The sequence below is a fragment of the Nostoc sp. 2RC genome (genome assembly GCF_014222165.1).
GTDB classification, from domain to species: domain Bacteria; phylum Cyanobacteriota; class Cyanobacteriia; order Cyanobacteriales; family Nostocaceae; genus Nostoc; species Nostoc linckia.
In genome coordinates this window covers 1-19,347 of record NZ_JACKZU010000141.1, presented here as the reverse complement: position 1 = coordinate 19,347, position 19,347 = coordinate 1, and the positions used below count along the sequence as shown (strand labels likewise).

The following is a 19,347-nucleotide window of genomic DNA, read 5'->3' as shown; positions in this document are numbered from 1 at the left end:
TTATTACAAGGAATAGATAAGAAAAATATCATTAAGGAGATCATCATCGAAAAAGGTTTTGGCTCTTTAAAAACTAAAACCAAAAATAATGCAAGTGAAACTCAAAGTAAAGAATTTTCAAGAGAGACAAAAGCAGCAGCTTTTATCAGAGATGCTTTACCTGGTTGTCCACGATGTAAAATATGCGGAGGCTATCTTCCTACTCGTCTTAACTCAATAGATCACATTAAGAGAAAAGCTGATGGTGGCTTGGGTACTTTAGACAACGCACAATTGACTCATCTATACTGTAATACAACATACAAAAATTAGAAATTTTGGCTAAGTATATAATTTAGATACAGTAGTGTGCTAGTGGGATACATCACTAGGACTTACGCACAGGTAACGGAAAAACGTAGACGCGGAGCAGCTTGCCGCAGGCTACAGCGAAGGATGCAAAGGGCACAAAGGAATAATAGTTTCACAGAGTTATTGCGTAAGTCCAAATCACTATCAAGAGATGCTACTCTTTTTCACCGCTGGATACTGCTGCAATACCTGTTGTAAATATTGCCCAGTATAAGACTTGGGATTTGCTGCAACTTCCTCCGGTGTTCCCACAGCAATTAATTCTCCGCCTTTATCGCCGCCTTCTGGCCCCAAATCTATCACCCAATCTGCACAACGAATCACATCTAAATTATGTTCAATGACTAAAATTGAATTGCCTTTATCCACCAATCTTTGCAAAACATCTAATAATTTGTGGACATCATAAAAAGATAACCCTGTTGTTGGTTCATCGATTAAATAAAGTGTCTTACCTGTGGCGCGGCGAGATAATTCTGTGGCTAATTTTACCCGCTGCGCTTCCCCACCTGATAAAGTAGTCGCAGGTTGTCCCAATTGAATATAACCCAAGCCGACATCAAATAAAGTTTGCAAACGGGCGAAAGCTTTAGGAATATTTTGGAAAAAATCTAAACTTTCCTCAACAGTCATGTTGAGAACATCGGAAATAGATTTGTCTTTATACTTCACCTGCAATGTTTCGCGGTTGTATCTTGCACCTTTACAAATTTCGCATTGCACGTAAACATCAGGGAGAAAGTTCATTTCAATTACATTTACACCCTGTCCGCTACAAGCTTCGCAACGTCCGCCTTTGACGTTGAAGGAAAATTGTCCTGGTTTGTAACCCCTAGCTTTGGCTTCTATTGTTTGCGAAAATACATCACGAATGGCATCAAAAATTCCTGTGTAAGTTGCAGGATTAGAACGTGGTGTGCGTCCAATGGGCGATTGATCTATGACAATCGCTTTATCAATTGAACTTAATCCCTGAATTTTATCTAAGTCTTTGGGTAAGGGAACTTTCTTAGTTAAATGATGTTGTAATGATGGATAAAGTAATTCGTTGACTAGGGTAGATTTGCCAGAACCAGACACGCCAGTAACCGCAACAAGTTTACCCAATGGAATTTCTACATCGATATTTCTTAAGTTGTTGCGATGGGCATTTTTAATGATTAAACTGCGTCCATTTCCTTCCCGGCGTTCTGGTGGTGTATTAATTACTCGCCTGCCTGATAAATAAGCACCAGTTAAGGAATCTTCTGCTGTTAATAATGCTTCTAAATCACCTTGGGCGATAATATTTCCGCCGTGAATTCCTGCGCCAGGGCCAATATCAACTATATAGTTGGCTGCACGAATTGTTTCTTCATCGTGTTCCACGACAATTAAAGTATTACCTAAATCGCGCAACTTAGTTAAAGTTTTTAGCAATCTGCCATTATCGCGTTGATGCAAACCAATACTTGGTTCGTCTAAAACGTAGAGAACTCCTGTTAAACCAGAACCGATTTGTGTTGCTAAACGAATGCGTTGGGCTTCGCCACCAGAAAGGGTCATTGCTGGACGGTCAAGGGTGAGGTAATCTAAACCAACATCTAACAAAAATTGCAATCTGGCTTTAATTTCTCTGAGGACTAAATCAGCAATTTGCAATTGCCGATCGCTCAATTTTAATTGTTCGACTCTTTGGCGACAATCTCGAATTGAGACGCTAGTTAAATCCAAAATTCCATATTGCCCCAACTTCACCGCTAAAGCTTCCGGTTTTAATCTTTTACCATGACAAACTTCACAGGGCTGGTCAATTAAATACTGCTCTAATTTTTGCTTAATTAACTCCGAACCACCCTCATATTGTCGTTGTAAAATTGGAACAATACCTTTAAAAGTTTGTTTTTTATCTGTTTTTGTTTTTTCTTCTTTTTCGCCATACAAAAGAGTCTGCTGCTGTTCTGCTGTTAGCTTGTTCCAATTTGTTTGTAATTCAAATCCGTAAGCTTGCCCTACACTATAAAGCAATTCCAAATAATAGGAATTATCTTTTTCTGACCAAGGAGCGATCGCTGCATAAACTGGCGCTTCCGGGTCGGGTACAATCAAATCGGGCGCAAATCTCCTCAAAGTCCCGATTCCATGACAGTTAGGACAAGCACCATAAGGCGAATTAAACGAGAACAATCGCGGTGATAATTCCTCCATCACCGCGCCATGTTCTGGACAAGCAAAATTTTCGGAAAATACTAATTCTTCGTCAGTTGTTGTCTCCCCTTCGTTGCTGCTGACAACGATGGTTGCAATGCCACCAGACTGTTTTAAGCACGTAGATAAAGAATCAACTAAACGCTCTTGAATTCCATCTTTTTTTACCAAGCGGTCAATTACTACTTCGATGGTGTGTGTTAAATTTTTATCCAATTCAATGGAATCTGATAATTCCCGCACCTCGCCATCGACACGCACGCGGACAAAACCTTGGGATGCCAGACTTGACAAAAGCTTACGGTGTGTGCCTTTTTTACCCCGAACAACGGGTGCAAGAATTTGGAAACGAGTGCGGTCTGGTAATTCCAGAATGCGATCGCACATTTCATCAATTGTTTGGGGTGCAATACAGCGATGGCAAATCGGACAATGGGGTTCACCAGCGCGACCAAACAACAGCCGCAAATAGTCATAAATCTCAGTCACCGTACCCACAGTGGAACGGGGGTTATGAGAAGTTGACTTTTGGTCAATGGAAATTGCTGGACTCAAGCCTTCAATGGCTTCTACATCCGGCTTATCTAATTGTCCTAAAAATTGCCGTGCATAGGCACTAAGGGATTCCACATAGCGGCGTTGTCCTTCAGCGAAAATCGTATCAAACGCCAAAGAAGACTTACCAGAACCAGAAACACCAGTGAAAACAATTAAGCGATCGCGTGGCAATTCCAAGTCTATATTTTTCAGATTATGCTGTCTAGCACCCCGAATCCGAATCGTATTCTGGCTATTGGGCGAGGGAAGATGTCCGTTTAATAGAGAAGCCTGGGCATTAGCTTGCTCTGAAACGAACTTCGGGGAAGCTGTGAGCTGTGGTTCTGACATACTGGGCGGCAAAAAAGGAGTTTCTTGTGAAACAGTCCTTAATAATACTATCTTTAATTAGTTTACAGTAGAACAATAGTACTGTTTTGAATACTTATTCGGTATAGGGCATTGGGCAAAACCCTTCGGGTAGGGAAAAGGGAAAAGGGAAAAGGAGGGATCTTTCCTTTCCCCTTTCCCCTTTCCCCTTTGGCGTTACCATCTCCCCCATCTCCCCTTTCTCTGCCAAATTCCTACAAACTCCATGCAGCCTGAAAAAAGTCATACTCACACAGCATTGCATAACGGTAAGTTGAATGCACAACAGCATTATCTGTGGCATGATTTTCAACTAAACTTTCTAACTGCTGTGCCAATGGCAGAAAATCCGCGCTGCTGTAAGTCCGAATCCAGTCAGCATATTGATGATTCGGGATGCCATTACTAGCTAACTGTTCTCCCAAAAAAGCATACAAACGCATACAAGGAGACATGGCCGCAGCAGTTATACCAACATCTGCACTCCAAGCAGTTGCTAGCAAAAAATCAGTGTAGCGACGGGTAGCGGTTCCAGGTTCCACAGAATGCAAATTAACTCCCCACTGGGAAGCATAGCCACTGTGCAATTGCAGTTCTGTTAATACACCTCCAGCTAAGTTATGAAATGTCATAAAACCCGCCCAATTTGGTGCTTTCGCTGCGGCAATACTATAGGCACGGGCGAAAGCTTCTAAGAAAAAAGCATCTTGTCCTACATAATAAGCAAATTTCCCTCGTTCCAGAGTCCCATCACCAATGCCCTGAACAAAAGGATGCTCCAAACAAGCTTGGGCTAAATCTTGATTTTTATTCCATAATTCATTGGATAAAGTCATTGGTCATTAGTCAACAGTCATCAAAAAGGCAAAAATTGAAGCAATATAGAACCAAGACTGCCGAAAAAGTCAACAAAACTGGGACTACCGGAGCTTACTTTTTCAGTATAGGGTGTTTGGAGTTCTTTCATAAAAGCCTGGGCTGTTTGCATTCCAGAACTGTTATTTTGGGATGTAAACAATTTATCAGCAACTTGGGCATCTACGAAGGCACCTTGTCTATCTAATAATTGGTAGCGGGCGATACCACGAGCTAGATAAGCACCGGCATAGTCTGGTTTAATGGCGATCGCTTGACTAAAATAACTAATTGCTTGCTGGTGGTTGCCTTTTTCTCCTTGTGCTACACCCAAGGCATAAAAATCCTCTGGTGACGCAATTTGTGATGGTATCCCTATTGCACCTTGGAAGTTAGTACTATTCAGGTAAGCACCATTTAATTCTGCGTTTGTTAAATAGCTATTTCTCAAATCAGCAGCGGCTAAATTGGCACCGCTAAATCTAGTCTCGGTTAGGTTAGCACCATATAAACTAGCACCACTCAAGTTTGCCCCCCGCAAATCAGCACCGCTCAAATTTGCACGGCTCAGGTTCGCACCTGCAAGATTAGCACCGCTCAAATTCGCTCCAGATAAATCAGCCATCACTAAACCTGCATGAGTTAAATCGCAGTTTTGACATTGTTTGGTTGCCAATAACTGTTGAACGTGTTCAGAATTCGCGGCTTGTACGGTTGTTGTCAGGCTAAAGGTGGTTATAAATACAGCTGTGGCGATAATTTGGTTTTTCATATTTGCGTAACATTTCTTACTCAAGACTCAATATTAACCGGGGTAGATTTATACCCCAGCCTATGATAAGAGCAATCCTAAGATTTTGACCTCTGTAGTTGCCCATATCGCTTTTCATATCAGGTTTAGCTAAATACTTATACCGATTCAAAAAATGTTTGCGACAGATACCCCACCCGCCTGACGGCACCCTCCCCAAAGCATCGGGGAGGGTTGGAGAGGGGTCTTGTCTATGTGTCGCATTCTTTTTTCAAATTGGTATAACTATGGTTCTTTAACCGAACCTGATATGACCCAACTGGATATCAGAAGGAATGGAGAACATTAGACCTGCCTTAAAAATAGGGAACGGGGAACAGGGAAGAGGTATTTTAATTGTTCCTTGTGAGCGCCGCTCATGGAGTAAGAGAGCAAAAGTGCTGTTTGCAAGAAATGGAAAAAGGGGAAAGGGAAAACATAAAACCTTTCCCCCTTTCCCCTTACCCTTTTCCCGACTTATGCAAGAAGTATATTATGCCTCTATCGCCGGATTATAATCATCTGGATTATCAAAGCCTGCAATCCAAGCAGCAGCTTGATGGCATGTTTGCATATATGGGGGAACGCGTAGGATATGAGTATGTCCTGTAGATGGACAGCTGACTTTCAACACCATAAAAGGCTCGTCATCCTCAAAAGGAATGCAGATTAGTTGACGTTCTCCACCTGCATCTCTATCCCGATGACGGACTAAGCCTCCCACTTGTTGCAAAAATCTCTCGTAGCCCAGGCGCTCAATGAGTATGCGGCGTAACTCAACGTTATCAGTATTGAGGATATCTTGCCCGGTTATGGAGTCCGATGCAAAGGCAATGGCATCATTCACCTGCACGCCCCGCCAACACAAAACAAAACCATGCCCTTCAGGTAAACTAGTAATCCCACTCCCAGCTAACTCAATCCAGTGGGTGACGTGCAAACCTTTGGCCAGGGTTGTCAGCTTCACACAATCGCTGATATCCAGGCTTTCACAGGTGAGGTTTTCAGGTAAATTGTAAAGTTCCAAAGCACCGCTTAAATCCAGATGGCCTAAAACCCGCATCCCATCCCATGCCCGATGCTCAAGTATCAGCTTTCTTGCATGTTCAGCCGTTATAGGTTCGTGGCTTTGCTGTGGACGCTGCTTAACTGGTCTATTTGGCACGCGCCCATTTGACATAATCTTCAGCATTAATCTGCAACCTCTACATAAGCTTCAGGGCGGTATTCACGTTGTCTCCAAACTCGGTAAAGTCCTTGCGGTAATTCTATAGCCCGATGTTCTTCATGAACTAAAGTAGCAGTGGGTTCTTTAACCTCAAGAAAAAGCTCGCTACCATTCACCCACAACTGAACAGCATAGGATTGCTGAATCCGATGGCTGTGTCCCGTTAGTTCCCCATGAGCCAAAGTTGCACCTACACGTTTTTCAGCCCCCACTGGTAAGCTAGCAATTTTTCTGAGTAGAACGTCGCCATGTCTGTAGAGCATACCAGCTTGATTAATTTGAGTGTGATTACGGTTATTTGATATATCTTTATTATACAAGGTATTGGGCATAGGGCATTGGGCATTGGGTATGGAAAGAGGACAAGGGGGACAAGGTAGCAATCTTTCTCTCCGAAGTTCTGATCGGAGGAAACCTCCGCTCAGACTTCTCTCCTTGTCTCCCCCCTCTTCCTTGTCTCCAGGTGAACGAAATTTTGTGTGGGATTTCTAGCTAAGTATCCAAAAAATTACCCTCCACACTTCCCACACTCCCCACACCTTTTTTCGCTCACCCCTTGTCTCCCCCTAGCCCTCTGCCCTATGCCCTTAAATTTATTCGTCAATCTGCCATGAATCTTTGATTATTTCTTCATCCAAAATTTTCTTAGGACGCACAATAATAATAATTCTTCCTAATAGAGGAATTTCTGGCTCGGTTTCAAACCATTGAAAATCTAATTCACCAGCATTTTCAATGACAAAATAGTTGGAAGCATCCCATTGTCGTTGGGCACGATCTACTACTACTAGTAGTGGTTCTATTCGAGTTTGGGGTTGGTTAGAAAAGCGATCGCTAGAAGCTAAAATCGCTACTGGATCTTCTGCGGCTAACAGTACTTGCCAACCCGGTAAGGGTACCCAAGCTTGTTCCCCAGCAAATTTAACCATACGAAATGGTTCAATTTCGGTAATTACGGGCACAGCCTGTAAATCTTTTCCTGATAATGGCAACTCGCCCACCACTGGAACCATTCTAGGCAATTGTTCTTCAGATTCCAAGCGGTAAAAAGGTAAAATTGGAGCCGGACGCTTGGGAACGGTGGTAAAATCAGTCAGCAATTGTTCGATTTGTTTTCTGGCTGTTGGTGTGTGAGCAAAACGCAATCCTTTGGCTATTAAGCGCGATCGCTCCTGTAAATCTGAGTTTTGCCGTGCTAGTTTCCAAGTTTGGTAAGCAACCGCATCCCCAGGATGGTTAGAAAATCCTTCTGGCAATGTACGCAAATAAGAAAATTCTTTAATTGACTTGGCTACTTCCCGCGCTTCATCAGCATCAAGTTTGTGTACGAAAATCAACTCAGCTGCGGCAGCGCGTTCTTCTTGGGTGAGCAAACGTAATTCATATAAAATATCACTACCACGTGTACTGTAGTGCGATCGCGTGGCTTCAGAAACTCCAAATTTTTCTAAAGAATTGTAAACTTGAGAACCAACAATCACCTGATTTTGTTGAATTGGCTCAAATCCAGTGGCTTCAAAAATTTCTTGGGGATTGTAGCCAGTTTTCTGCAACGAGGCAATGGCCGTTCCCCATTCCACCCAGTTACCTTGCTTTTGCCTCAACTTTCGTAGTAACTCTTGTGCTACATCATTGTTGATAGTATTTTCGGAATCTTGAGTGTTGGGTGGTAGATCTGTCATAAATCGGTGTGTGAGCTTCAACTTGAGAGGTTGATTAATACCTCATGAGCAAGTTTTATTCTAATCTATGAGCTGCACAGAGTAGGAAGATGAGGAACAGGGCAGTCATCATTCATCAGTCCCCACTCCCCGTTTATCTAATTCCTCAACAATTTTTCCGTGCTTAGTAATTAAATGTGTCAGAGATAGCATTTTTATCGGTAATAGTTCTTAAAAAATTGAATTTGTTCTCAATTAAGCTTGGTATGGAATATAACAAGATAATGAAATATTTAAAGGAAATATCTTATGGATAATCCTAACCTCGAAATTGATAAAATCCAATATCAAGTGATGACTCTGGAACGACCAAAAAAGCTGAAAATTCTGGTGGTTGATGACGAACCAGATAATCTCGATTTACTTTATCGCACTTTTCGACGAGATTTTAATGTTTTGAAAGCTGATAGTGGGGTGAATGCCCTACAAGTTTTGGCAGCAGAAGGAGAGGTTGCTGTGATTATCTCCGATCAACGAATGCCAGAAATGAAAGGAACTGAGTTTCTCAGTAAGACGGTGCCTCAGTTTCCTGATACAGTCAGGATAATTCTCACGGGATTTACTGATATTGAAGACTTGGTGGAAGCGATTAATGCCGGACAAGTCTACAAATATATTACCAAACCTTGGGATCCAGGGGAACTCAAGGCAGTGGTGCAAAGGGCAGCAGAAACCTACGACTTGCTTAAGCAGCGCACAGAAGAGTTACGCCGCGCCCACGCTCAAATGGCGTTGCTGAGTGTTTTAGTGCAACTGACTCAAGCAGCTTCTAGCTTAGAAGAAACTCTTAGCCCAATTGCTAGGGCTTTTTGTGAAACTTTTGGCACTCAGGGCTGTATTATACAACTTATAGATGGAAATAATCTGGCTGCTACTCAAGGAAATTACAGCGATACAGGTACAGTAGAAAATTGGCTTTCCCAAGACCCGCTTACCCAAGAAGCGATCGCCACAGGAAAAATACAACTTTCCTTGAATATAGCCAAAGATAGCAAATTAAATGATGCTGTTCACTACCAAAACTCAGGTGTGCAAGCGCATTTAGTGATGCCCATTATTTACCGAAATGAACTTTTGGGCGTATTATCACTACAGTGGAAACAACCGTGCATTTTGCGAGAAGATGAATTAAAGCTGATTGATTTATCAACACAACTGGTGGCGATCGCTCTGACCAGTAGTCGCTGCCATCAAAGCATTGTGTAGTTGTCATTAGTCATTAGTCATTAGTCATTTGTGAAAACTAATCTCCAATGCCCAATGCCCCATGCCCAATGCCCCATGCCCCATGCCCAATGCCCCATACCCAATGACTAACGAAATTCAGTCCATTTTCAACCGCATTGCTCCAGTTTATGACCAGTTGAACGATTGGTTGAGCCTGGGACAACACCGAATCTGGAAAGAAATGGCAGTGAAATGGAGTGCGGCTAAATCCGGTGATACTGCACTAGATTTGTGTTGCGGTAGCGGTGATTTAGCTTTACGTTTGGCACGGCGTGTAGGAACAACTGGACAAGTGTATGGAGTGGACTTTTCTCCAAACCTGCTGGAAACTGCTCAAGAACGCTCAAAAAAACAGTACCCCCAACCTGTTATCGCTTGGGTGGAAGCTGATGTACTAAATTTGCCCTTTGACGATAACCAATTTGACGCTGCAACAATGGGCTATGGTTTAAGAAATGTTAAAGATATTTCCCGCAGTCTGCAAGAGTTATACCGTGTTTTGAAGCCTGGTGCTAAAGCTGCGATTTTAGACTTTCATCGACCGAGTAATCTGCAACTACGGGGTTTTCAGCAATGGTATCTGGACAATTTTGTGGTGCCGATTGCGGATAATTTGGGCTTAAAGGAAGAATACGCTTACATCAGTCCCAGCTTAGACCGCTTTCCCATCGGTAAAAAGCAAGTGGAGTTAGCTTATGAAGTTGGTTTTGGAACTGCCACACACTACCCCATTGCCAACGGTATGATGGGAGTGCTAGTAGTCAAGAAAAATGAGTGAAGAGTTAGGAATTGAAAGTTATGAATTATAAGGTTAGGGAACTCCAAAAAATAAATTATTCCCCTTGGGGTAGTTGACTGTTCAGTGTTGACCCTTCTCCTATGGTCGCCGCTACGCGTAGCTTGCTTCCACGTAGTGGTACGACTTCGCTCAGGGTCAAGGCTTCGACTCCGCTCAGCCTTGACTGCTGACTGTTAACGGTCAACGGTCAACAATCAACAATTAACAGTCTTATGCGTGAATATTTTTTTACTTGTAAGTCCCTTATAAATTATGAGTAGCGATCGGTTCTCAATGAGAATCGATCATTCCTAACTCTTAACTCCTAACTCCTCACTCCCAAATTCCAAATCAAAATCCTGTGGACTGGTCTCATCTTTGGCTTTATGTTTCTCCCCCTGTACTGGGTGGAATTATTGGCTATTTCACAAATGATGTAGCCATCAAAATGTTGTTCCGTCCCTACCGAGCAATTTATATTGCGGGACGAAGAGTACCTTTCACACCTGGATTAATTCCCCGCAACCAGGAACGTCTGGCTCAGAATATTTCTAATACAATCATGGGGTCGCTATTAACGCCAGAGGAATTACAAAATCTGGCACGGCGTCTGTTACAAAGAGAACGCGTACAAGGAGCGATTCTTTGGTTATTGCGGCTGGCCATCGAACAAGTCAAAACAGATAAAAACCAGAAAAGCGCTAAAATTGTAGCCGGAATTTTGCGGGATTTACTAGGAGAGTCCTTGCCAAGATTACTAAAGGTTTTATCACGGCGAGAAGACTTTTTAGAAGCGCAGATTAATCAAATTTTTGACCAGATTTTGCTGGAATTTCAATTAACTGAAGAACAAGCCACGAGGCTTGCGGATTGGTTATTACAGGTAGTTTTGCCACCAGATATATTGCGCCAAGCCATAGTTGATTTTTTAACCGATCGCACAATTCAAATTATTGATGAAGGCTTTCGGGAAAAAACCAGTGGTACTTACTGGGTAGTAGCAAATTTGTTTGGTTTACGTAATACTCTAACGCGACTCAGGACTTTTTGCTTAGATGAAAAAGAAGCTACCAATACTCGTTTGCAGGAATTAACTCAAGATTTACAAATGCGCGATCGCATTCGCAAATTACTGCAAAATTTATCATTACAAAACTTACCCATAGGAACAGTGCGCCAACTACGAAAGACCACACGGGAAAGTGTGCGTCATTACTTGCAAACCAGTGGCAGTGATTTCCTACAAGGGTTAACTGATTCTGTTAATTGGGAAAATATTGCTGTGGTGCTATTGAATCGCTTGAGTAGTTCACCTGTTGTCGGTACTTCTTTAGAAGTAATGAGTCAAGAATTAGCTGTCATTTTAGAAAAGTATTTGGAAAAAGATTTAGAGGCCCTTGTGGCGCAAGTAATTCCAATTTTATCCATAGATCAAGTAATAGTTGACCGTGTAAAATCAACTTCACCTGCTGATTTAGAAGCTGCCATCGAAGGAATTGTGAAAAATGAATTGCAGGCAATTGTAACTTTAGGTGGTGTTTTAGGTTTCATTGTCGGGCTATTTCAGACAGGATTTTTGTTATTTAGTCAATTTTAATTTTTGATTAGCTGTGTCGAAGAAGAAATAGAGGTCGTTGACCGTTGACTGTTGACTGCGAACAGGCAAGGTCTTAGGGCGTCTTTCATTAGACTTCTGCCTTAAAAATAGGGCATTGGGCATTGGGCATTGGGCATTGGGCATGAGAATATTGATTTTTATTGTTCCTTGTGAGCGTAGCTCATGGAGTAAGAGTGCAAAAGTCGGAAAAGGAGAAGAGTTTGCTATTTTCCCTTTAACCTTTTCCCTTTCCCCTTTAACCTTTCCCCTTTCCCCTTTAACCTTTAACCTTTTCCCTTTCCCCACAAGAGTACAAAAAGCACTCTTGTGCAAGAGGTCTATTCCATCTATAGAAGGTATGGGATGAAAGATGCTGATTGAGAAAATCAGGCATGTATCTCAAAAATTTCTGACAAAATATCCATTTCAGATTTTTTGTGTCAATTGATTCTGATAACTTAGTAAAGTAAATAAGCGATTGCGCTTTAAAATTGCACAGTTACTCGTAAAGTTGTTTGACCCCCGACGGTTAACAGTCAACAACCAACACCAAAATATGTGCGGCTTTAGATGCAAGGGCAGCTTATCATATTACTTTCAAAGCTTCCTACCTGGCGGAGGCATTGAGGAAAACAGACACAATTGATTGGCTAAAAGTTATGGCGCTCATAGTTCAAAAATATGGTGGTACATCTGTCGGTTCAGTGGAACGCATTCAGGCTGTTGCACAGCGCGTTTATCAAACTGTCAAAGCTGGAAACTCTCTGGTTGTGGTGGTTTCGGCAATGGGGAAAACCACTGATGGACTCGTCAAACTAGCTAATGAAATTTCGCCAAATCCTAACCGCCGGGAAATGGATATGCTGCTTTCCACTGGCGAACAAGTCACCATTGCTTTACTGAGTATGGCGTTGCAGGAACTCGGACAACCAGCAATTTCTATGACTGGCGCTCAGGTAGGAATTGTGACTGAAGCAGAACATAGCCGCGCTCGGATTTTACATATTGAAACTAGCCGCTTAAATCGCCACATTAATGCTGGAAAAGTGGTTGTCGTAGCTGGCTTTCAAGGCATATCCAGCACTCAAGAAATGGAAATCACAACTCTGGGGCGTGGTGGTTCGGACACTTCAGCGGTAGCTTTGGCAGCAGCATTACAGGCAAATTTTTGTGAAATTTATACAGATGTCCCAGGGATTTTAACTACAGACCCGCGCTTAGTTCCCGAAGCTCAGTTGATGGATACCATCACCTGCAATGAAATGCTAGAACTAGCTAGTTTGGGAGCAAAAGTATTGCATCCCCGTGCTGTGGAAATTGCTCGTAACTATGGCGTTCCCTTAGTAGTGAGATCTAGCTGGACGGACGATCCAGGTACTTGGGTTATCTCTACCAAATCCAAAGGGCGATCGCTCATCAATCTAGAAATTGCTCGTCCAGTGGATGCTGTAGAATTTGATACTGACCAAGCAAAGGTGGCTTTATTGCGCGTCCCCGATAAGCCAGGAGTTGCAGCAAGGTTGTTTGGGGAAATTGCCCGCCAAAAAGTAGATGTAGATTTGATTATTCAATCAATTCATGAAGGTAATAGTAATGACATTGCCTTTACAGTAACAACACCAATTTTAAACCGAGCCGAAGCAGTAGCAGCAGCCATCGCCCCAGCCCTGAGGAGTCCATCCAACCCCAAATCCGACGAAGCCGAAGTAATGATAGAAAATAACATCGCTAAAGTCAGCATCTCAGGGGCAGGTATGATTGGGCGTCCTGGTGTAGCTGCGAAGATGTTCGCCACCTTAGCTGAAGCGGGTGTAAATATACAAATGATTTCCACTAGTGAAGTGAAAGTCAGCTGTGTAGTGGATGCGGCCGAATGCCATCGGGCTGTTACTGCACTGAGTAAAGCATTTGAAATCGAAGCAGAGGAAAATGACGCGGTGACACAAGGATGTGGGGACACAAAGAGAGTATTTGATAATTTCTCCGTGTCACCGCGTCTCCCCATCTTTGCGTCTCCTACTCCTCCGGTTCGTGGCGTCGCCCTAGACTTAAACCAAGCGCGTTTAGCAATTCGCCAATTACCAGACAAACCAGGAATGGCAGCAAAATTGTTTGGATTATTAGCACAACACAACATCAGTGTTGATATGATTATCCAATCTCAGCGTTGTCATGTAATTGAAGGTATTCCCAGGCGGGATATTGCCTTCACTGTCTCTCGGATAGATGGAGAAAATGCAAAACAGCTGCTCACCCAAGTAGCAACAGAGGTAGGATGGGGTGAAGTGGTTTTAGATAGTGCGATCGCCAAAGTAAGTATTGTCGGTACGGGTATGGTGGGACAACCAGGTGTTGCCGCTAAAATGTTTGAAGCCTTAGCCCAGCAACAAATAAATATTCAAATGATTGCCACTTCAGAGATCAAAATTAGCTGTGTTGTGGCACAAGACCAAGGTGTTAAGGCTTTACAAGCTATTCATAGCGCCTTTGGACTAGCTGGAACTGAAAAATTTGTTGTACCAGTGTAAGCCAATGCTGTTAGAGACTTCCAAGTAAAAAAATATTCTACAGAAGACTGTTAACTGTTGACTGTTGACTGTTGACCGTTGACGGTTAACAGTCAGCTGTCAACGACATAAAAATCTTTTTGCATCCCGGCGTTCCCGTGTCTTTGCGTTAGCTTTGTGTGCAAGCCCTATCTATTTTTGGGATGCCATCTTTCCATCATGGCTATGATTTCAGAAATTTTGCGATCGCCACGCCAAACTAAATCAAGTTTTTTGAGTTGGTCAAGGCTGATACCGCCATCTTCCTCAGTAATTCGCTGATGTTCTGTATCTCCCATTGCTGCTAATAAATGTTGAAAAACGATCAGCTCATCAAATTGGGGATTTTCTTCTGGATCGTTAAGAATCAACATTGCTCGTTCTTCCGGCAATCCTTGGAGAGTACTAAGTATAAATCGTGTGGGAAAGTCTGCATCCTGAAGTTGAGGATGACGGGATACTAAGCCAGCCACTAGTACTCCCAGATAAGCTGCTGCTTGAGAATTGCTTAATGTCTGAATGTGTTGGATGGCAATTTCAGTCAAATTACTAAAAAATGCACATCCTAACTGCTGCTCAATAGCAATAACTCCATCTTCGCTTGCTAAAGGCTCTAACTGTGCTGCAAACAAAAATTTACGTTGCTCTGGTACTTGGGACAGTAAAATTTCCTTGGCGCGATCGCTCATCAAAAGTCTGCCATCAGATCCAAAGCTGAAGTCTTTTCCCGGTTCTAAACCTCCACTTAAAAGAATTTGAAAAACGTTAGTTTGGGCTTTTTCTTGCATCTGTTCGTATTGCCCTTGCCCAAGAAAAATTTGACAAAACCAACGGTGGCTGTCAGAATCGCATTCCACCATTACCTCGTTAACAATCAAATTAGTTAACTTTTCCGTTCCCAGAACTTTTTGCCAATGTGCAATCAGCCTACTAACAGCAGCTATGTCACGACGGCTCAGCGCCTCAAGTAATTGACGCTTTACAGTAGCCACTTTGTCTTTGTTTTGCCCAAATCTGTTGATTTTCAATCTTTTAGACTCGGATTATGTATGACTCGATCCGCTATTTTTACCGCATTTGGGGATAAGGTGTCATGAGTGTGATTGCTGAAGAGTAAGGATCAAAATAACCTCTTGATATTCTTATCCTTTGCCCCAAGTTTCTTTTGATGCACGCGCCTTACTTAAGCTTGATAGTATATAACCGTATACAATTACTAAAATTTTACGGAAAAAGAAAAATATTAGTAGAAATATGCAGTATTAACTAATTAATAGGACTTATCAATGGGATTTTGCCACAATTATTTTTATTTTCATAATTTTTTTGATTTTAAAATTACCAGTAATAACACGTACACTATAATCAAATAAAATATCAGACTAAAAGACTATAGTTGATTATTAATGAATAGTCACTTCCTAGATAGACGCTACCGAATACTAAAAGTTCTCAAGGATGGGGAAAAGGCAAAAACCTATTTAGTAGAAGATGTGAATCTTCCTGCCAAAAAATTTGTAGTCAAGCGGCTATATTTTTCTACAAGCAATACACAAAACTTAACAATTCTCCACCGTTTGTTGGCTAGTAAGGTAACAACTTTAGAGCAACTCGGACAAGAAAACGACCAAATCCAGAAGCAAGTTGCTTATTTTGAAGAAAATGAAGAATTTTATTTAGTCCAAGAATTTATTCCCGGCAATCCTTTGACTGACGAAATTTTACCAGGACAACCACTGAGGGAAGACCAAGTAATTAGTCTTTTATCAGAGATATTAGAAATTTTGATAGTTGTGCATAGCCGTGGAGTGATTCACCAAGATATTAAACCAGAAAATATTATTCGCCGTGATTCAGATAAAAAGTTAGTTTTAGTTGATTTTAACTCTATTAATGAAGTTAGCAGCAATTCTCATCATCTTGAATATACACCCATAGAGCAAGTTAATGGCAACCTGAAATACAACAGCGATATCTATGCTTTAGGTATAGTTGCCATCGCCGCACTTCTGGGTTTATCAACCAATGAAATATCTCATCTGCGAAATCAGAAGTATAGGTTCACAAAAGAAATTATTTGGCACAATAAAAATTTAAAAATTAACAGAAAATTAACAAATATTATTAATAAAATGGTGCGGTTCGATTATCGAAAACGCTATCAGTATGCAACTGAAGTTTTAGATGATTTAAAAAAATTAACCAGCCTGGAAGACAACCAACAAAATCGGCATTCCAAAAAATTATTGTTAGTGATGACAGGAATAGCTGGCTGTCTGACACTTGGTATTGTCGGATGGTTTTTGCAGTTACAAAAATCTGAAAATAATCCGCAACAAAAATTATATCAAGAAGGGTTAAATAAATATGATGCAGCCAATTATGAAGGAGCCATTCAAGATTTTAGTCAGTTGATTAAATTAGAACCAAAAAATGCTTTAGCTTATAACAAGCGAGGTGATGCTTATTATCGATTAGGAGACTACGAGCAAGCACAAACCGATTCTAGTCAAGCAATTTTGCTGAATCCTCAAGATGCTAATGCCTATTATGACCGGGGATTTGCTTTGTATGAATTACGCAAATATAAAGAAGCGATCGCTGACTACACCCAAGCGATTAAATTCAACTCTCAAGATGCATACGCTTATTATGGCCGAGGATTAGCCCGCGTGCAAATTAAAGATAATAAAGGAGCATTGGGAGATTTTACCAAAGCCATCGCCATTAAACCTGAGTATAGAGAAGCCTACTTACAACGGGGTATTCTCCGGCGTCGCCTCAAACTCAGACAAGCAGCAATGCAAGATTTTGATAAAATCATTAAAATCGATCCTAGCGATGCTAGAGCCTTTTATCAAAGGGGTTTAACTCAAGTTATTAATAAGCAAAAATATGCGGCATTAAAAGATTATTCGGATGCCATTAACATCAATCCTAAATATATAGAAGCTTATCTTAATCGTGGTGACATTTACAGCGATTTAGGCAACAAAATAGAAGCAACTGAAGATTATAACACTATTATAAAACTCGACCCTAAATTTGTTCCTGCTTACATCCATAGGGGCATTCACCGCTTTTCTTTCGGAGATTATAAAGGTGCTATTCAAGATTATACTGAAGCACTAAAACTAGATCCTAATGATGCCGCAGCTTACAACAATCGTGGTAACGCCTATTTGGAACTGGGAAATAGAAAAGCTGCAAATCAGGATTATTCACAAGCCATAGCCATTGATGCTAACAATGCTTTAGCCTATTATAATCGCGGTGTGATTCGTGCCAAACAGAAAAATAAACCAGGAGCGATCGCAGATTTTAGAAAAGCTGCAAAACTATTTCAACAGCAAGGCGAAAAAGATAGTTATCAAGATACCCAAAGGGAAATTACCATTCTACAAAACAAATCAGGAACAGGAAACATTACTCGTCCAAAATCTAGTGGAAGAGAGAAAAAAGGGAGTAGGGAGTATTAAAAGTTGACTGTTAATTGTTGACTGTTGACTGTTAAGAGGTTATTTATAAAATAACCTTAGAGGTTGTTTCAAAAATTATTTTATAAGTATCCAAAGTTTTAGATGCCTGTAAGTAGAACGACTTCAAAAAACTAAACTATGTTAACTAATGTAAAAATCTTTGTATTTAGTTTGTAGTAAGGACTTGAGTCCTTATTAGAGGACTAAAGTCCTCACTACAAACCTTTAATTATTTACACCGTTATACTTAAATTTACCTGAAAAAGGTGGTTAAGGTGGATCTAGAAGTGCCTCAAATCATAGCGAAAAACTTTTCAAACAACATCTAAATAATTTGTGAAATTTTATTGTCTATACTCGTGCTTGACTACAACCAAAAGTCAACGGGCAATAGCCAATACTAGTATTTTTTATTACTCAAAAAAATTGTGATATGAAAATAACACAGCAGTCGATCGCTAATTAAAAACTAAGTAAGGGAACTCCAAAAAATAAACAACAGCACATGGTCGTTGACTGTTAAAGGTTCACAGTCAACAGTCAACAGTCAACAGTCTTCTATAGAATATTTTTTACTTCCGAGTCTCTATAACCGTGTATTTAAACTTTTAATTCCTCAAATATAAATAAATTTTAATAACTCAATAGTTATGCAAATATTAATAGTTAAATAATCTTAGGAGAAATAAAAACAGCTGGGATCTACATGAGCACAGGTATTTGCTGGATAGAATAATGCAGATCCTATTTTAAACCTGGAATAACAATCTTTTTGGGACTTACGCATAGCAGGAAAAAATTCCCAATGCCCAATGCCCCATTCCCCACCTCAACAAATAATCTCGCTGCGTAAGTCCTGCTTATAACTCTGTTAACACAAGCCATCCTGAACGATGACTGGTTAAAACCTTGCACTTGAACATCAAGGGAGCAACAATGAGTAGCAATCTCGCCATCAAACTGCGCTCTGGAACTCAACAAGCCCACACCTCAGCAGAAAACGTGGGATTTATGAAATGTTTTCTCAAAGGAGTTGTAGACAGAGACTGCTTCGCCAAGTTCCTCAGCAACTTGTATTACATCTACAGCGAACTAGAAGCCGCCATAGAAAGCCATACAAACCATCCTGTGATTAGTGCGGTTTATTTTCCCGAACTGAATCGCCAAGCTTCCCTAGAAAAAGACATGGTATTCTATTATGGGGATAATTGGAGAAAGCAAGTCAGCCCCTCATCTGCTGCCCAGACTTACATTCATCGCATTCGGGAAATTTCTGCTAATGAACCGGCTTTACTGCTAGGTCATGCCTACACTCGCTACATGGGCGACCTTTCCGGGGGTCAAATGCTACAAAAAATTGCTCAATCAGCCCTCAAGCTTTCTGGCTATGAAGGCACATCTTTTTACAATTTTGAGCGAATTCCTGATAAAAAGGCATTTAAGGATAAGTATCGTCAGGTATTAAATGAACTACCCATCGATGATGCTACAGCAGAACGGATTGTGGCAGAAGCCAATAATGCCTTTGGATTAAATTTAAAAATGGCTCAGGAACTAGAAGCAAGCTTAATTAAAGCCCTGGGCCAAGTTGTATTTGATAACCTAACTCGTTCTCAAAACCCAGGCAGTACGGAAATAACTGCTTAGTTATTGGGCATGGGGCAAGCGGGGAGTGTGGGAGG

14 protein-coding genes are annotated in these 19,347 nt (G+C 41.2%); 7 read left to right on the top strand and 7 right to left on the bottom strand.

The window, feature by feature from the left end:
- The coding region (locus tag GNE10_RS17165; protein ID WP_185566227.1) for an HNH endonuclease at window positions 1–312 on the top strand (312 nt) is incomplete at its 5' end.
- A 183-nt stretch (window positions 313–495) separates the two neighbouring features.
- On the opposite strand, the gene uvrA is transcribed toward GNE10_RS17165, so the two are convergent.
- The 6 genes from uvrA to GNE10_RS17135 all read right to left on the bottom strand — a co-directional run bounded on the left by uvrA (window position 496) and on the right by GNE10_RS17135 (window position 7,999).
- The gene (uvrA, locus tag GNE10_RS17160) at window positions 496–3,426 is read right to left on the bottom strand and encodes an excinuclease ABC subunit UvrA (RefSeq protein WP_185566226.1); all 2,931 of its coding nucleotides are present in this window, start codon (window positions 3,424–3,426) and stop codon (window positions 496–498) included.
- A 233-nt stretch (window positions 3,427–3,659) separates the two neighbouring features.
- Window positions 3,660–4,280, bottom strand: a complete 621-nt coding sequence (locus GNE10_RS17155; RefSeq protein ID WP_185566225.1) for a TenA family protein — start codon at window positions 4,278–4,280, stop codon at window positions 3,660–3,662.
- 20 nt (window positions 4,281–4,300) lie between these two features.
- Window positions 4,301–5,071, bottom strand: coding sequence for a pentapeptide repeat-containing protein (locus GNE10_RS17150; RefSeq protein ID WP_185566224.1), 771 nt, complete (start codon window positions 5,069–5,071; stop codon window positions 4,301–4,303).
- A 511-nt stretch (window positions 5,072–5,582) separates the two neighbouring features.
- Window positions 5,583–6,269, bottom strand: a complete 687-nt coding sequence (locus GNE10_RS17145) for a DUF6745 domain-containing protein (RefSeq protein WP_260446915.1) — start codon at window positions 6,267–6,269, stop codon at window positions 5,583–5,585.
- Window positions 6,270–6,280: 11 nt separating this feature from the next.
- Window positions 6,281–6,649 (bottom strand): hypothetical protein, encoded by a 369-nt coding sequence (locus tag GNE10_RS17140; RefSeq protein WP_260446914.1) that lies wholly within the window; start codon window positions 6,647–6,649, stop codon window positions 6,281–6,283.
- Window positions 6,650–6,910: 261 nt separating this feature from the next.
- Window positions 6,911–7,999, bottom strand: coding sequence for a RuBisCO accumulation factor 1 (locus GNE10_RS17135; RefSeq protein ID WP_185566222.1), 1,089 nt, complete (start codon window positions 7,997–7,999; stop codon window positions 6,911–6,913).
- 288 nt (window positions 8,000–8,287) lie between these two features.
- Between GNE10_RS17135 and GNE10_RS17130 the strand changes: the two genes are divergently transcribed.
- The 4 genes from GNE10_RS17130 (at window position 8,288) to GNE10_RS17115 (ending at window position 14,168) form a co-directional block, all read left to right on the top strand.
- Window positions 8,288–9,244, top strand: a complete 957-nt coding sequence (locus GNE10_RS17130; protein WP_099070753.1) for a response regulator — start codon at window positions 8,288–8,290, stop codon at window positions 9,242–9,244.
- Window positions 9,245–9,347: 103 nt separating this feature from the next.
- On the top strand, window positions 9,348–10,043 hold the full coding sequence (gene ubiE, locus GNE10_RS17125) for a bifunctional demethylmenaquinone methyltransferase/2-methoxy-6-polyprenyl-1,4-benzoquinol methylase UbiE (protein ID WP_185566221.1): 696 nt from the start codon (window positions 9,348–9,350) through the stop codon (window positions 10,041–10,043).
- Window positions 10,044–10,404: 361 nt separating this feature from the next.
- Entirely contained in the window at window positions 10,405–11,640 is a 1,236-nt protein-coding gene (locus GNE10_RS17120) for a DUF445 domain-containing protein (RefSeq protein WP_099070751.1), read from the top strand.
- A 659-nt stretch (window positions 11,641–12,299) separates the two neighbouring features.
- Window positions 12,300–14,168 (top strand): aspartate kinase, encoded by a 1,869-nt coding sequence (locus GNE10_RS17115; protein WP_185566220.1) that lies wholly within the window; start codon window positions 12,300–12,302, stop codon window positions 14,166–14,168.
- Between the two features lie 167 nt (window positions 14,169–14,335).
- Here GNE10_RS17115 and GNE10_RS17110 read toward each other — a convergent pair whose 3' ends face one another.
- A complete protein-coding gene (locus tag GNE10_RS17110; protein ID WP_244918191.1) occupies window positions 14,336–15,178 on the bottom strand; it encodes a hypothetical protein in 843 nt (280 codons plus the stop codon).
- A gap of 414 nt (window positions 15,179–15,592) precedes the next feature.
- On the opposite strand from GNE10_RS17110, the gene GNE10_RS17105 reads away from it, so the two are divergent.
- Together GNE10_RS17105 and GNE10_RS17100 are read left to right on the top strand one after the other, a co-directional pair.
- Window positions 15,593–17,665 carry a tetratricopeptide repeat protein gene (locus GNE10_RS17105; protein ID WP_185566219.1) on the top strand — a complete coding sequence of 691 codons (2,073 nt, stop codon included), beginning with the start codon at window positions 15,593–15,595 and terminating at the stop codon, window positions 17,663–17,665.
- A 936-nt stretch (window positions 17,666–18,601) separates the two neighbouring features.
- The gene (locus GNE10_RS17100) at window positions 18,602–19,312 is read left to right on the top strand and encodes a heme oxygenase (biliverdin-producing) (protein ID WP_099070746.1); all 711 of its coding nucleotides are present in this window, start codon (window positions 18,602–18,604) and stop codon (window positions 19,310–19,312) included.
- The last annotated feature ends 35 nt before the right edge of the window (window positions 19,313–19,347 follow it).

Bases quoted from the DNA above. Each gene is read 5' to 3' on its own strand.
- ubiE (WP_185566221.1), top strand. From the start codon at position 9,348: ATGACTAACGAAATTCAGTCCATTTTCAACCGCATTGCTCCAGTTTAT.
- GNE10_RS17115 (WP_185566220.1), top strand. From the start codon at position 12,300: ATGGCGCTCATAGTTCAAAAATATGGTGGTACATCTGTCGGTTCAGTG.
- GNE10_RS17100 (WP_099070746.1), top strand. From the start codon at position 18,602: ATGAGTAGCAATCTCGCCATCAAACTGCGCTCTGGAACTCAACAAGCC.
- GNE10_RS17105 (WP_185566219.1), top strand. From the start codon at position 15,593: ATGAATAGTCACTTCCTAGATAGACGCTACCGAATACTAAAAGTTCTC.
- GNE10_RS17135 (WP_185566222.1), bottom strand. From the start codon at position 7,999: ATGACAGATCTACCACCCAACACTCAAGATTCCGAAAATACTATCAAC.
- GNE10_RS17140 (WP_260446914.1), bottom strand. From the start codon at position 6,649: ATGCCCAATACCTTGTATAATAAAGATATATCAAATAACCGTAATCAC.
- GNE10_RS17155 (WP_185566225.1), bottom strand. From the start codon at position 4,280: ATGACTTTATCCAATGAATTATGGAATAAAAATCAAGATTTAGCCCAA.
- GNE10_RS17145 (WP_260446915.1), bottom strand. From the start codon at position 6,269: ATGTCAAATGGGCGCGTGCCAAATAGACCAGTTAAGCAGCGTCCACAG.
- GNE10_RS17150 (WP_185566224.1), bottom strand. From the start codon at position 5,071: ATGAAAAACCAAATTATCGCCACAGCTGTATTTATAACCACCTTTAGC.
- uvrA (WP_185566226.1), bottom strand. From the start codon at position 3,426: ATGTCAGAACCACAGCTCACAGCTTCCCCGAAGTTCGTTTCAGAGCAA.
- GNE10_RS17130 (WP_099070753.1), top strand. From the start codon at position 8,288: ATGGATAATCCTAACCTCGAAATTGATAAAATCCAATATCAAGTGATG.